11 protein-coding genes and 2 pseudogenes (1 of these 13 only partly in view) are annotated in these 12,930 nt (G+C 66.4%); 4 read left to right on the forward strand and 9 right to left on the reverse strand.

All coding sequences use genetic code 11. The annotated features are described in order from the left end of the window. Together ACFE99_RS14555 and ACFE99_RS14560 are read right to left on the reverse strand one after the other, a co-directional pair. Positions 1–1,567, reverse strand: a pseudogene (locus ACFE99_RS14555) (cytochrome c biogenesis protein DipZ) (it extends 160 nt beyond the left edge of the window). Positions 1,568–1,683: 116 nt separating this feature from the next. Then, positions 1,684–2,346, reverse strand: a complete 663-nt coding sequence (locus tag ACFE99_RS14560; protein ID WP_375486429.1) for a fasciclin domain-containing protein — start codon at positions 2,344–2,346, stop codon at positions 1,684–1,686. 430 nt (positions 2,347–2,776) lie between these two features. Here ACFE99_RS14560 and ACFE99_RS14565 point away from each other — a divergent pair, with 430 nt between their 5' ends. Together ACFE99_RS14565 and ACFE99_RS14570 are read left to right on the forward strand one after the other, a co-directional pair. Then, positions 2,777–3,340, forward strand: coding sequence for a sigma-70 family RNA polymerase sigma factor (locus ACFE99_RS14565; protein WP_375486431.1), 564 nt, complete (start codon positions 2,777–2,779; stop codon positions 3,338–3,340). Continuing rightward, the gene (locus ACFE99_RS14570) at positions 3,337–4,035 is read left to right on the forward strand and encodes an anti-sigma factor (RefSeq protein ID WP_375486433.1); all 699 of its coding nucleotides are present in this window, start codon (positions 3,337–3,339) and stop codon (positions 4,033–4,035) included. Before ACFE99_RS14565 ends, ACFE99_RS14570 begins: the two co-directional genes overlap by 4 nt. 15 nt (positions 4,036–4,050) lie before the next feature. On the opposite strand, the gene ACFE99_RS14575 is transcribed toward ACFE99_RS14570, so the two are convergent. The 4 genes and pseudogenes from ACFE99_RS14575 to ACFE99_RS14590 all read right to left on the reverse strand — a co-directional run. Further along, positions 4,051–4,887: a hypothetical protein gene (locus ACFE99_RS14575; RefSeq protein WP_375486435.1), complete on the reverse strand. Its 837-nt coding sequence runs from the start codon at positions 4,885–4,887 to the stop codon at positions 4,051–4,053. 2 nt (positions 4,888–4,889) lie between these two features. Then, positions 4,890–6,425, reverse strand: coding sequence for an aldehyde dehydrogenase family protein (locus ACFE99_RS14580; protein WP_375486437.1), 1,536 nt, complete (start codon positions 6,423–6,425; stop codon positions 4,890–4,892). 28 nt (positions 6,426–6,453) lie between these two features. Continuing rightward, on the reverse strand, positions 6,454–6,981 hold the full coding sequence (locus tag ACFE99_RS14585; protein WP_375486439.1) for a mycothiol transferase: 528 nt from the start codon (positions 6,979–6,981) through the stop codon (positions 6,454–6,456). Between the two features lie 10 nt (positions 6,982–6,991). Continuing rightward, positions 6,992–7,123 (reverse strand): annotated as a pseudogene (locus ACFE99_RS14590) (VOC family protein); the annotation flags it as partial. A gap of 113 nt (positions 7,124–7,236) precedes the next feature. Here ACFE99_RS14590 and ACFE99_RS14595 point away from each other — a divergent pair. Beyond that, positions 7,237–8,970, forward strand: a complete 1,734-nt coding sequence (locus ACFE99_RS14595; protein ID WP_375486441.1) for an amidohydrolase family protein — start codon at positions 7,237–7,239, stop codon at positions 8,968–8,970. A gap of 93 nt (positions 8,971–9,063) precedes the next feature. Here ACFE99_RS14595 and ACFE99_RS14600 read toward each other — a convergent pair whose 3' ends face one another. Next, positions 9,064–9,963, reverse strand: a complete 900-nt coding sequence (locus ACFE99_RS14600) for a DUF559 domain-containing protein (protein ID WP_375486443.1) — start codon at positions 9,961–9,963, stop codon at positions 9,064–9,066. Positions 9,964–9,975: 12 nt separating this feature from the next. On the opposite strand from ACFE99_RS14600, the gene ACFE99_RS14605 reads away from it, so the two are divergent. Beyond that, the gene (locus ACFE99_RS14605; protein ID WP_375486445.1) at positions 9,976–10,383 is read left to right on the forward strand and encodes a pyridoxamine 5'-phosphate oxidase family protein; all 408 of its coding nucleotides are present in this window, start codon (positions 9,976–9,978) and stop codon (positions 10,381–10,383) included. Positions 10,384–10,432: 49 nt separating this feature from the next. Here ACFE99_RS14605 and groL read toward each other — a convergent pair whose 3' ends face one another. Together groL and ACFE99_RS14615 are read right to left on the reverse strand one after the other, a co-directional pair. Continuing rightward, on the reverse strand, positions 10,433–12,055 hold the full coding sequence (gene groL / locus ACFE99_RS14610) for a chaperonin GroEL (RefSeq protein ID WP_375486447.1): 1,623 nt from the start codon (positions 12,053–12,055) through the stop codon (positions 10,433–10,435). Positions 12,056–12,224: 169 nt separating this feature from the next. After that, positions 12,225–12,791: a TetR/AcrR family transcriptional regulator gene (locus tag ACFE99_RS14615; RefSeq protein WP_375486449.1), complete on the reverse strand. Its 567-nt coding sequence runs from the start codon at positions 12,789–12,791 to the stop codon at positions 12,225–12,227. Between the last annotated feature and the right edge of the window lie 139 nt (positions 12,792–12,930).

The following is a 12,930-nucleotide window of genomic DNA, read 5'->3' on the forward strand; positions in this document are numbered from 1 at the left end:
GGTAGACGTTTTTGGCGTGGTAGTTGAGCTTGATGCTCGACTGGTCGCTGTCGGCCGTCGCGCCCTGGTAATCCAGCGACCACGGCCCGCTCAACGCGAAGCTGTCGGCAGGCAAATTTGGTGGGTAGTTAAACATCGCTGAGCCCTGGTCATACACCCCGACGCCGCGGTAGTTGACCATCTTGCCCACCCCGAAGTACGTCTCGGGGGTGGACCCGTCCTGCGGCGTGGTGTCGGGCGCGTCGACCGGCCGTGCCAGTTTGGTACCGGGCTTGGCAGCGGTGAGCAGCTGCCTGATCAGCTTCTCCGTGAGGTTGTAATCGCCTTCGCCGGATTTGATGTGGCGCACTGTGGCATTGGCGTCGATCAGATACTCGGCGGGCCAGTACCGGTTGCGGTAGTTCGTCCATGTCGAGTAGCCGTTGTCCAGCGCAACCGGATAGGTGATGCCCAAATCCGCGGCGCCTTTGGCGACGTTGCCGGTGACTTTCTCGAACGCGTACTCGGGGGTGTGCACGCCGATGACCACCAAACCGCTGTCCTGGTAGGCCCGATACCAGCCCTCGACGTGCGGGATGGCGCGTTGGCAGTTGATGCACGAATACGCCCAGAAGTCGATCAGCACCACCTTGCCCCGCAACGAGCGCAGGTCGATGGGCTTGTTGCCGGGGGTGTTGAGCCATGCGGTGATGCCCTTGATGTCGGGCGCAGGTCCGCAATTTTCCAGCTGCGCCGCCCCGTTGCTGCAGTTGGACAGCTGCGCGTTCTGCTCGTTGACGATGCCGCCCAGGTTGAGCTTTTGCCGGGTCGCTTCAGAGCCGCCGACTTTCTCTTGGAGCGTGCCGGTGTAGTCGGGAATGGCGCGCTGCAGCATCGCCGGCAGGTTGAACACCAACGCCACCGCGAGCAAGATCGTCACGACCCCGGCGGCAACGCGGATCGTGCGCTGGCGTCGCCGAAAAGCGCTCACCCGCTGTGCCACCCGCTGGCCGGCCAGCGCGAAGAACAGCAACGGTACCGCGGTGCCCACCGTGAAGGCGCAGGTGAGTACGCCGGTGTCGACGCCGATCCGTGCGGTGGCGCCGGCCACGACGATCGCGGCGAGGACGGGACCTGCGCAGGGGACGTAGAGCACACCCAGGGCCAGGCCGAGCCCGAACCCGCTTGTGCCGGTGCTGATCTGCTTTTGCGGGATGCGCGAGAACGGACGCTCCAGCAGCTGCTCGAATTTGGGAAAGATCAGCCCGAGACCGATCGCCACCAACGCGACCAGCGCGACCCAGCGGATGGCGTCCTGCGGCAGGTGCAGCAGCGACAGCACCGCCGAGCCGAGCAGGGTGACCAGGGTGAAGCTGAGCACCAGGCCGGCGATCACCCGGTATGGGCGCAAGGTCTGCGACAGCGTATGTTTCGTCGCGACGGCGCCACCGGATTGCGGCGATGCAGCCACCTCGCCGCCGGCCGTCTGGGCACCGGAGAAAAAGATCACCGGCAACACCGGCAGGATGCAGGGGGAGATTCCGGTGATCAGGCCACCGACGAAACCGACCAGGGCAAGGGTCAACATACCTACTATTCGATGCCGTCGCTGCGATGGATACCAAGGGCGACAGAGTAATTCGTGCCAACCATAAAAGCACAGCAGGGCAGTCCGGCGCACCGGACTGCCCTGCCGCGTGAAAGTTACTGACCGGGCGGCATCAACACCGTGTCGATCATGTACACCGTCGCGTTAGCGGTGTGCACCCCTCCGCACACCAGGCCCGCGTTGTTGACTTTCAGGTCATTGCCGGCACCCGACACCGTCACGTCAGCGCCCTGCAGCGTCTTGTGCGGACCATCGACCTTCGCCGGGCTCAGCTGACCTTGCACCACGTGGTAGGTCAGGATGCTCTTGAGCATGTCGGAGTTGGCCTTGAGGTCGTCGATCGTGGACGACGGCAGCTTGTCGAACGCGGCGTTGGTGGGCGCGAACACGGTGTACTGCCCGTTGTTGAGAGTGTCGACCAAATTCACGTTCGGGTTCAGCTTACCCGAGAGCGCCGAGGTCAGCGTCGACAGCATCGGGTTGTTCGATGCGGCTGTCGCAACAGGATCCTGCGCCATCCCCGCCACCGAGGCCGGACCACTGGGATGCAGCGCGGCGTAATCCGCACATCCCGAACCGACCAGATCGGCAGCGGGACCGGCCATTGCGCTCGTGGTGCCGGGCGCTGCCATGCTGGTCGTCGGGTTCATGCTCGTCGTCTTCTCGGACTCGGATTTTTTGCCCGAACACGCCGAGAACCCCACCAGCGCGATCGCCGCCAATCCCACCGCGACTGCCTTGGTCTTAGCATCCTTCATTTCCGCTTCAGCTCCTTCGTCACTGCGGCAAGCACCGCCGCTTAAGGGTCGGACAGCTGTTATTCGGAGTGATCGCCCGCATGGATGGACTTCTACGGTGATCAGGAACGCGGCCTTGTCCCTGCTGCGCACGGCCCGTTCGCTCGAAGCGATGCTGGCGCGGCGCTTGGTCGCACTTGCCCGTCCGCACGGCCCTGGGGTCCGAATTCCTGATGTGCACCAACCACTCGCGCGCTCATTTGCGGTGATCAGCAGTCGTGTCGCCGGTCTAGCCAACCGGTGCCCAGTGCACCGAGAAGTGCATCGAGGGCCGTCCCGACCTCCAGGGATTCGACGGGCGCACCGCGCTTTTCGTCCTCAAATGGAAAAAGCCGCGCCGATCGCCAAACACACGCCGACGCTTGTGGCCAAGAGGATAAGCTACCGGTCGATGACCGGACCGCCGCGGGTGAGCAGCGACCTCGACGCACTCCTGCGCCGGGTGGCACGTCGCGACGCCGACGCATTCGCCAAGTTCTACGACCGCACGAGCTCGCGGGTATACGGCCTGGTCGCCCGTGTGCTACGCGATTCCGGTTACAGCGAAGAAACCACCCAAGAGGTCTATCTGGAGGTGTGGCGAGTCGCGGGCACCTACGACCCCAGCAAAGGGTCTGCGTTGGCGTGGGTGCTGACCATGGCGCACCGGCGCGCCGTAGATCGCGTGCGCGCCGAGCAAGCCGCCACCCAACGAGAATCGCGCTACGCGGCGGCCAGCGTGGATCCGCCTAGTGACGTAGTCGCCGACTCCGCGCTTGCCGGTGACGACCGGCGCCGGGTGTCGGAGTGCCTGAAAGGGCTTCCCGACGGCCAGCGCCAATGCATCCAAATGGCCTACTACGACGGGTTGACCTACGTCGAAGTCTCGCAGCGGTTATCCGCCAACCTGTCGACGATCAAGTCGCGCATGCGTGATGCGCTGCGCGCACTGCGCAACTGCCTGGGTGTCGGATGACCGAGCCGACCGAAATGGACTTGCTCGAGATGGCTACCCCATATGCCCTGCATGCCATCTCAGAGGCCGAGCGCGCCGAAATCGACCTACAGGTCGCGGCCGCGCCGGCGCCGGTGGCGGAGGCCTTTCATGAGCAGGTGCGCTCCGTGCGCGAGACGATGGCGGTCGTGTCGGCGGCCACCGCCGCCGAGCCTCCTGCGCATCTGCGCGGAGCAGTGCTGGCGGCCGTAAGCTCCGATGGCAGCCATCAGAGTCGTTGGCGCACAGCTATTTCGACTGCGGCAGCGGTCATCGTCGTAGGTTTGGCTGCGTTTGGCGTCGGAGTGGCGCTGCGGCCGTCTTCGTCGCCGACGGTCGCCGAGCAAGTGCTGGCCGCACCCGACGTGCGCACGGTCGCAGGTCCGCTGCTGAGCGGCGGAAGCGCGACCGTGCTGTTCTCCCGCGACAAAAATGCCGGAGTGTTGGTAATGAACAACGTGCCCCCGCCATCACCGGGTTCGGTGTATCAGATGTGGCTGTTCGACGCGCACGGCCCTACGTCGGCGGGAACGATGGACACCAAGGCCGTGGCTCCGTCGACGACGGCAGTGATCACCAATCTCAGCAACTCGACCGCGCTCGCGTTGACCGTCGAACCGGGCACCGGATCACGGAAGCCGACCGGCAAAATGCTGGGCGAATTGCCGCTGACCTGACTTGCGCCCAACGAGTTACGCCTTGCGCAGACCACCCAGCATCGCGGCCAGCACACCGAACACCACCAGCGCGCCTCCGGCGGCCAGCGTCAGGTTGAGCCAGTGGTGCAGGTCGCCTTCGGCGTAGCCGGCCATCGCATCGCCGATCCGACGGACATCGCCGCTTGTGTGGTTGAGCGCCTCGTTGATGTGACGGCGGGCGACCTCGATGCCCGCATAACCGGCTGCACCGACCAGCAGCGCCGAAACTCCCAGACTGGCCAGCGCCTTGCCGCGGCTGCGGGCGGTGGCCAGCGTCAGCACCGCGCAGATCCCGGTCGATACCGTCGCCGCCAGGCTCACCCATGGACCCCAGGTGGCCAGCGGATGTAATTGGCCGGGCCGCAATGCCTTTGGCGCAGACACTGTCATCGGCACGGTCGCCGTGGTGGGCATGTGCACGTTGTGGTCGGCCAGCGTCTGCCGAAATGCCGTGTCGTTCAGCATGGGAGCCAGGTCGAGCAGCCAGGGCTCGGGGGCAGACTGCGTGCCGGCGAACGCCCAGCTGTGGGCAATGCGGTTGGCCTGCACGAACTGTGGCGGAAACGACGGACCGGCGGTATAGGCGGAGGCGACACCTTGCACCAGTCCCGGATCGGCGCGGGAACCGTGTTCGCCGATAAGCGATGTCGCCGTGGTGGTGAGTTCGGATGCCACCGCCGCCTGCAACTGCGGGTCAGCCGCCGCTTTCTGGGCCATCCCCGCATAACCGTTGGCGTCAATGATGTTGCGCTGGGCCCAGACCGCCGGAACCGCTACCGCCAGTCCAGTAGTGGCGGCCAACCAGAACAGCACCGCCGCAACGAACCGCACCCCTATTTGGCGGCTTTGGCTATGCGGCGCGGACCCGCCAATGCCAGGCGGGTCATCATCCGATTCGTCCGGGCCAGCGTCTTCAGCGAATTGTTGTAGTAGGCAAAGCCGCCGCCGACGCTGGTGCGCGGCACCACCACGGTCTCCGCGCGGCAATACTTGCGCAGCCCCTCGGCGCCGCCGAACCGCGCCCCGATGCCCGACGCCTTCCAGCCGCCCATCGGAGCGGTGGTGCACATCAGGTTGCTGATCACGTCGTTGACGTTGACCGCACCGCAATCGAGCTGCAATGCAATGTCTTTGGCGCGCGTGACATCACGAGAGAACACCGAGGCGCTCAACCCGTATGGGCTGTCGTTAGCCAGCCGGATCGCCTCGTCGACCGTGGCGACCTTCATGATCGGCAACGTGGGACCGAACGTCTCCTCGGTCATGCATGCCATCGAGTGGTCGACGTCGACCAACACGGTGGGCAGGTAGAAGCTGCCGGGCCCATCAGCGCGCCGGCCTACGGTAAGTACCTGCGCCCCTTTGGCTTTCGCGTCGGCGACATGGCGCTCGGTCACGGCCAGCTGCGACTCGTCGATCAGCGCGCCGAAGTGGCCTTCACCGGCGCCGACCCGTAAGGCCTGCACGTCACGAACCACAGCGTCGACGAACTGCTGATACACCGGTTGGAGCACATAGACCCGCTCAACCGACACACAAGTCTGGCCGGCGTTGAACATCGCTCCCCACACCGCGGCGTGGGCCGCCAACTCGATGTCGGCGTCTTCGCACACGATCATCGGGTCCTTGCCGCCCAATTCGAGGCTTAACGGCGTCAACCGGCGTGCGGCACGCTCCATCACTTTGCGCCCGGTCGCGGTAGACCCGGTGAACTGGATGAAGTCGACGCTGTCGATCACGGCTTCGGAAACCGAGCGGGCACCTTGGGCCAGCGCGAACACATCGGGCGCACCGGAATCGAGCCAGCCGCGCCGCAGCAGCTCGGCGGTCAGCGGGGTGCGTTCCGAGGGTTTGAGCAACACCGCGCAGCCGGCCGCCAACGCGCCGATCGCGTCCATCAGCGCGTTGGCCACCGGGTAGTTCCACGGCGCGATGATGCCGACGACCGGCCGGGGCCGGTAGTGGACGGTGATCTTCTTGATCGCCAGGAACGGCAGCGCCGCGGGACGGCGTTCGGGCGCCAGCGCCTTGTCCATCGTCTTGATGTAGTAGGCCAGGATCATGATCAGCATCGGCACTTCTTGGCCCGCGTCGATCGCCGATTTTCCGGTCTCCTTGATCAGCAGCTCCTCGATTTCGCTGCGATGCTCACCCAGCCACACGGCAAACCGGGCCAGCGCCTTGGCCCGCCCTTTAGCGCCGCGCTGCTCCCATTCCCGTTGCGCCGCCCGCAGTCCGCCGGCGATGGCGGGAACGTCGGCGGGATCGGTCCAGCGGACTTCTCCGGCTACCGCCCCGGTGGCCGGGCTGAGGATGGTGCCGGTGCCGGAGAACTCGGGCGTGCTGGGTGGCTGTGTGATGGCGGTCATAGCGACATGCTAGCCACCTCGACAGGTGTCAAGTCCGCCGCTCTGCGATTCCCGCCACATAGGCGGCCTGGCCGAGGTGCTGGGCGCAGTCGTCGATGACGCTGACCAGTCGCACGCTTGCCGTCACCGGCGGGTCCCAGCGCTCGTCGACGATGCGGGACAGCTCGTCGGCGCCGATGCTGGCGATGTACTCCAACGTCAGCTTGTGCACGGCGTGGTAATAGCCGGACAACAGCTGCGCAGGGGCGCGCACCTTCGCGACGTCTTCGGGGCTGTGCCCGTAGCCGGTGTCGTCGTGCGGCAGGTCCAGGCCGAACCGGTCTGCCCAGCCGTCGCGCGTCCACACCTGATCGACGCCGGCGATGTCGGCCACTTGGACGTCCTGCACACGCGCGCTGTGCCAGATCAGCCAGGCGATGCTGTTGGCGTTGGGGCTGGGCCGGTAAAGGGCCCTGTCGTCGGTCAGACCGTCGGTGAGCTCGTCGACGTGTTCGATCAACCGGGTGAACGCGTCGCGCAGCAACTCCTGCGCGGCAGCGACATCGTCGTCGGACATATCGGCGAGATTACGGGCCGCCCGCCGCGCCGCGGAAGACCGCTTCGACGTTGTTGCCGTCCGGATCGCGGACGAACGTGCCGAAGTAACCGGGGTGGTATTCCGGCCACAGCCGGGGCGCGTGCAACGACTCCGCGCCCAAGCACCGTGTCGTAGAACTGCTGGGCTTTGGGTAGTCGGCGCAATTGATACCGAAGTGATCGATCATGCGGTTCAGCCTGGCATGAGCCACCGACACGGTCGTAGATTATTTAGATGACCTACGACCTGGTGATCCGCAATGGCAGCATCGTCGACGGGTTGGGCGGTGAACCGTACGTCGGGGACGTCGCGGTGCGCAATGGGGTGATCGCGGCGGTGGGCAAGGTCGACGGCCCAGGTGCGCGGGAGATCGATGCGACCGGGCTGCTGGTTACCCCGGGATTCATCGACCTGCACACCCACTACGACGGTCAGTCCATCTGGTCGGACCGGCTGAACCCCTCGTCGGCGCATGGGGTGACGACGGTGGTAATGGGCAACTGCGGCGTCGGCTTCGCCCCCTGCCGCCAAGAAGACCACGAGGTGCTGGTCGACGTGATGGCCGGCGTCGAGGACATCCCCGGCGTGGTGATGACCGACGGGCTGCCGTGGACCTGGGAAACCTTCCCGCAGTACCTTGATGCGCTGGATGCGGGTCGGCGCGACATCGATGTGGCCGCCTACCTGCCGCACTCGCCGCTGCGGGTCTACGCGATGGGCCAGCGCGGCGCCCAGCGCGAGCCCGCCACACCCGAAGACCTGGCCAAGATGCGGGCGCTGGCCAAGGAGGCCATCGAGTGCGGGGCGTTGGGCTTTGCGTCGTCGCGCCTGATGATCCACAAAACGGCGAGCGGTTCGCCGATCCCGAGCTACGACGCGGCACGGGAAGAGATCTTCGAGATCGCCCAGGGAGTCGTCGACGGTGGCGGCGGGCTGATCCAGTTCGTGCCCGACGTGCCGGCCGGCGGGTATCAGCCGGTGCTGCAGCAGGTGTTCGACGTCGCCGAGGATGTCGGCTTGCCGGTGACGTTCACGCTGGCGATCGGCAACGCCGGCGACCCGATGTGGCCGGATGCGATCACCATGATCGAGAAGGCCAACGCGGCCGGCGGCGGGGACGGCCCCCGTTGTACCGCGCAGTTGTTGCCGCGCCCGATCGGGCTGATCATCGGGCTGGAGCTCAGCGCTAACCCGTTCGTGCTCTACCCCAGCTACCGGGAGATCGCCGAGCTGCCGCTGGCCGAGCGCGTCGCCGCGATGCGCAAACCCGAAGTGCGGGAACGGATTCTGGCCGACAAGCCGGGGCAGGGCCATCCGCTGATGTATCTGGCGCAGGCCTGGGACTGGATCTTCCCGCTGGGCGACGACCCCAACTACGAGCCGCGCCGCTCCGACAGCATCGCCGCGCGGGCCCGCGCCCGCGGCGTGCGCCCGATCGAGGAGGCTTACGACCGGCTGCTCGACGACGACGGGCACGCCATGCTGCTGGTCACCACCAGCAATTTCGAGAACTATTCGCTGGATACGGTCGGCGAGTTGCTGCGCCGCGACGACGTCGTGCTGGGGCTCGGCGACGGCGGCGCCCACTACGGGATGATCTGCGACGGCAGCTATTCGACGTATTTCCTGACGCATTGGGCGCGCGACCGGGCGTCCGGCCGGTTCAGCGTGCCGGACGCCGTCCGCCGGCTGACATCGGTGCCGGCCCGGGTTGCGGGGCTGGCTGATCGCGGACGCATCGCCGTAGGCTACAAGGCCGACCTCAACGTCATCGACCACACGCGGCTACGGCTGCACAAGCCGGTGATCACCTACGACCTGCCCGCCGGCGGGCGCCGGCTCGACCAGACCGCGGACGGGTATGTGGCGACGGTCGTGTCGGGCGAGGTGATCGCTCGCGACGGGGTGCCCACCGATGCGCGGCCGGGCAAGCTGATCCGCGGCCGGCAACCCGCCCCTGCGGCCTAGCCGGGCCGCGCCTGCGGCTGGCCGACGGCGCCGACTGTGCAGGTTATGGGCGAAGAATCGGCGAAATCGCAGGCATAACCTGCACACTCGGCGCTAGAGAGGACAACCCGCCGCCCGCAGCTTGGCCATCACTCGCTCGATGATGACCCGCGGCCGAGTCATCATCTCGGCGCTGACTCGAACAACGACCCAGCCGAGGGCTTCGAGCATTGCGACGCGGTCGATGTCCCACGACCGCTGATACCGGTCAGACCAGTGCTGCACGCCGTCGTACTCGACGGCCACTTTCCATTCCCGCCAGCCCATGTCGACACGGATCCGGGCGACACCGAACTGGTCGACGAACTGGATCTGGGTTTCCGGCGGCGGAAGTCCCGCGCGGACGAGCAGCAGTCGCAGCCGGCTTTCTTGCGGCGATTCAGCACCGCCGTCGACCAGCCGCAGCACCGACCGCAGCCGGCGGACACCGCGACTGCCTGGTCTGCTATCGGCGAGTGCGACGACGTCGGCGATCTTCAAATCCGACGCGTTCGCCAACGCGTCCAGTACGGGAATCGCGCGATCCTCGGGCATCGTCCGGCCGATATCGAACGCGGTACGTTCCGGGGTGGTGATCCGAATTTCGTTGACAACGCACACTTCTCGGGCATCCAAGTCGTAGGAGTGGACGACGATGCCGGGCGGGACGTGCCGGTTGATGCGGCTCAGCTCCGCCGGACTCTCGGGGTCGATCCATTTCGTTCCCAATACCGCCGCAGCCGAGAGCCCGGTCAGCGTCGCGTCGCCGCCACACCACAGCCACGCCGCGCGGGCTCGGCTCAGCGCGGTCAGCTTTGCCTGCTTGGGCACATAGACATTGCGATAGACAGCTCTGCACTTCTTCTCCAATTGGTATTCGGAGATGCCGCCCCGCCGCACGGCCTGCCGCCCGAGAAATGGCCGCTCGTCCCAATCCACAGCCGGCAGCATGACGGCGGCCCACCAAAGCCGCATACAGTTATCCACATGAGCGCAGATGTGGATCTGGACCGGCTGGCCGACGCCCTCGGCAGCTACGGGTTCGCCTATCTGATCACCGTCAACGATCACTACCGGGTGCGAGCGGTGGAAATCGAGCCGGCCTTCGACGGCCGCGCGTTCGACATCGGCCCGGTCGGCGGGCACACCCGCGCCAACCTGTCCCGGCACGGCACCGCCACCCTGGTTTGGCCGCCGAGCGACCCGGGCGAGTACTCGCTCATCGTCGACGCCGACACCGAAACGCCCGTCGACCCTGAAGCGACCGATCCGGTGAAGATGGTGCCCACGCGCGCACTCCTGCACCGGCCTGCCGCCGACGACGACCCGACCTGTGCGCGCGGGCACACCTACGACTGCGTGATCTTCAAAGCATCGTCGTCGACGCCCGCTTAGCAACGGAAAAGCCCGGCCCCCAAAGGGACCGGGCTTTTCCGATACGGACTTAGAAGTCCATGTCGCCCATGCCGCCGGCACCGGGAGCAGCTGCCTTCTCCTTCTCCGGCTTGTCGGCGACGACGGCCTCCGTCGTCAGGAATAACCCCGCGATCGATGCCGCGTTCTGCAGCGCCGAACGGGTGACCTTGACCGGGTCGGCGACGCCGGCGCCCAGCAGGTCCTCGTACTCACCGGTCTGCGCGTTGAGACCGTGACCCGCCGGCAGGTTGCGCACCTTCTCGGCGACAACCCCAGGCTCCAGACCTGAGTTGAACGCGATCTGCTTGAGCGGAGCCTCCAACGCGACCTTGACGATGTTGGCACCGGTGGCCTCGTCGCCCTCGAGCTTGAGCTCGTCGAGCGTCGGGGCCGCCTGCAGCAGCGTCACACCACCGCCGGCGACGATGCCCTCCTCGACGGCCGCCTTGGCGTTGCGCACCGCGTCCTCGATGCGGTGCTTGCGCTCCTTGAGCTCCACCTCGGTGGCGGCACCGGCCTTGATCACCGCGACACCGCCGGCCAGCTTGGCCAGCCGCTCCTGCAGCTTCTCGCGGTCGTAGTCAGAGTCGCTGTTCTCGATCTCGGTGCGGATCTGAGCCACCCGACCGGCGATGGCGTCGGAGTCACCGGCACCCTCGACGATCGTGGTCTCGTCCTTGGTGACGACGACCTTGCGGGCCCGGCCGAGCAGCGACAGGTCGGCGTTCTCGAGGGTCAGCCCGACCTCCTCGCTGATGACCTGGCCGCCGGTGAGGATCGCCATGTCCTGCAGCATCGCCTTGCGGCGGTCACCAAAGCCGGGGGCCTTGACCGCCACCGACTTGAAGGTGCCGCGGATCTTGTTGACGACCAAGGTTGACAGCGCCTCACCCTCGACATCCTCGGCGATGATCAGCAGCGGCTTGCCGGACTGAATGACCTTCTCCAGCAACGGAAGCAGGTCCTTGATCGCCGACACCTTGGAGCTGACGAGCAGGATGTACGGGTCTTCGAGGACGGCTTCCTGACGCTCGGCGTCGGTGACGAAGTAGCCCGAGATGTAGCCCTTGTCGAAGCGCATACCCTCGGTGAGTTCGAGCTGCAGGCCGAAGGTGTTGGACTCCTCGACGGTGATGACGCCCTCGTTGCCCACCTTGTCCATCGCCTCGGCGATCAGGTCGCCGATCGACTGGTCGCCGGCCGAGATGGCCGCAGTGGCAGCGATCTGCTCCTTGGTCTCCACCTCCTTGGCGCCCTTGAGCAGCGTCTCGGTGACCTTTTCGACGGCCTTCTCGATGCCGCGCTTCAGGCTGAGCGGGTTGGCGCCGGCCGCGACGTTGCGCAGCCCCTCGTGGACAAGCGCCTGCGCGAGCACGGTGGCCGTCGTCGTGCCGTCACCGGCGACGTCGTCGGTCTTCTTGGCGACCTCTTTGACCAGCTCGGCGCCGATCTTCTCGTAGGGGTCCTCCAGCTCGATCTCCTTGGCGATGGACACACCATCGTTGGTGATCGTGGGGGCGCCCCATTTCTTTTCCAGGACGACGTTGCGGCCCTTGGGACCCAACGTCACCCGTACCGCGTCCGCGAGGCTGTTCAGGCCCCGCTCGAGGCCGCGCCGGGCCTCTTCGTCGTACGCAATTATCTTGGCCATTGCGAAGTGATTCCTCCGGATCGGGGATGACACGTCCTGGCCGGGTGCAGTGCCCGCGACGGACGACCGGACCTCGGTCTCACCGTCCCGACCTAGCACTCACCGGTCGCGAGTGCCAAAGTCATTCTTAGCACTCGCCCATGCCGAGTGCAAGAAGCCGCACCCCCGGCTACGGCACCGCCCGCAACCCATCGACGACGACGTCGGTCACCTGCTCGGCCAGCGCGGAGTTGTAGGCCTCCATCGCCTGGCATCCGACGAGGATCGCCTTCACTTCTGCGACGCCGATGTCGCGCCGCGCGGTGCCCGCTTTCTGCGCGGCGCGCAGCAGCCCGCCGAGCACGGTTAGGAAGGCTTCCTCAGCGTGCGGCGCCGCGCGTGCGATGTCGATGCCGAATCCGGCGAGCGCCTCGACCAGCCCACGGTCCGTCGCGCCCCACTGCAAGACGATCGAGCGCAGGAAGGTGAAGAGCGCTTCACCCGGCTCGCCGGACTTGAGCAGCGCGTATCCGTCGTCGACAATCCGCTGCATCCGGTTTTCGATGACCGCCTGAAACAGCGCCTCCTTCGTCGGGAAATGCCGATAGACGGTGCCGGCGCCGACTCCGGCCCGTCGGGCGATCTCGTCGATCGGCACCGACAAGCCCTCGGCCGCAAAGGTTTCGTAGGCGACTTCCAGCACACGCGCACGGTTGCGGGCCGCGTCGGCGCGCATCGGCCGGGCGGGTTGAGCCATGGCACATCACCTGCTGGTTGACAAACCGGGGCGTACGTTCCGTATAGTCGAGTCAAGCGGAGCGTTCGCTCCGGTTACTTCATTCTAGTGTCCTGAGTCATTAATTCGTCGGCAGTAGTTAGCGACCGATTCGAGGATT

Source organism: uncultured Mycobacterium sp. (genome assembly GCF_964249325.1).
In the GTDB taxonomy this organism is placed as follows: domain Bacteria; phylum Actinomycetota; class Actinomycetes; order Mycobacteriales; family Mycobacteriaceae; genus Mycobacterium.

Coding starts and splice junctions, on each gene's coding strand:
- ACFE99_RS14615 (WP_375486449.1), bottom strand. CDS start 12,791: ATGGCTCAACCCGCCCGGCCGATGCGCGCCGACGCGGCCCGCAACCGT.
- ACFE99_RS14605 (WP_375486445.1), top strand. CDS start 9,976: ATGAGCGCAGATGTGGATCTGGACCGGCTGGCCGACGCCCTCGGCAGC.
- ACFE99_RS14600 (WP_375486443.1), bottom strand. CDS start 9,963: ATGCGGCTTTGGTGGGCCGCCGTCATGCTGCCGGCTGTGGATTGGGAC.
- groL (WP_375486447.1), bottom strand. CDS start 12,055: ATGGCCAAGATAATTGCGTACGACGAAGAGGCCCGGCGCGGCCTCGAG.
- ACFE99_RS14580 (WP_375486437.1), bottom strand. CDS start 6,425: ATGACCGCCATCACACAGCCACCCAGCACGCCCGAGTTCTCCGGCACC.
- ACFE99_RS14595 (WP_375486441.1), top strand. CDS start 7,237: ATGACCTACGACCTGGTGATCCGCAATGGCAGCATCGTCGACGGGTTG.
- ACFE99_RS14560 (WP_375486429.1), bottom strand. CDS start 2,346: ATGAAGGATGCTAAGACCAAGGCAGTCGCGGTGGGATTGGCGGCGATC.
- ACFE99_RS14570 (WP_375486433.1), top strand. CDS start 3,337: ATGACCGAGCCGACCGAAATGGACTTGCTCGAGATGGCTACCCCATAT.
- ACFE99_RS14565 (WP_375486431.1), top strand. CDS start 2,777: ATGACCGGACCGCCGCGGGTGAGCAGCGACCTCGACGCACTCCTGCGC.
- ACFE99_RS14585 (WP_375486439.1), bottom strand. CDS start 6,981: ATGTCCGACGACGATGTCGCTGCCGCGCAGGAGTTGCTGCGCGACGCG.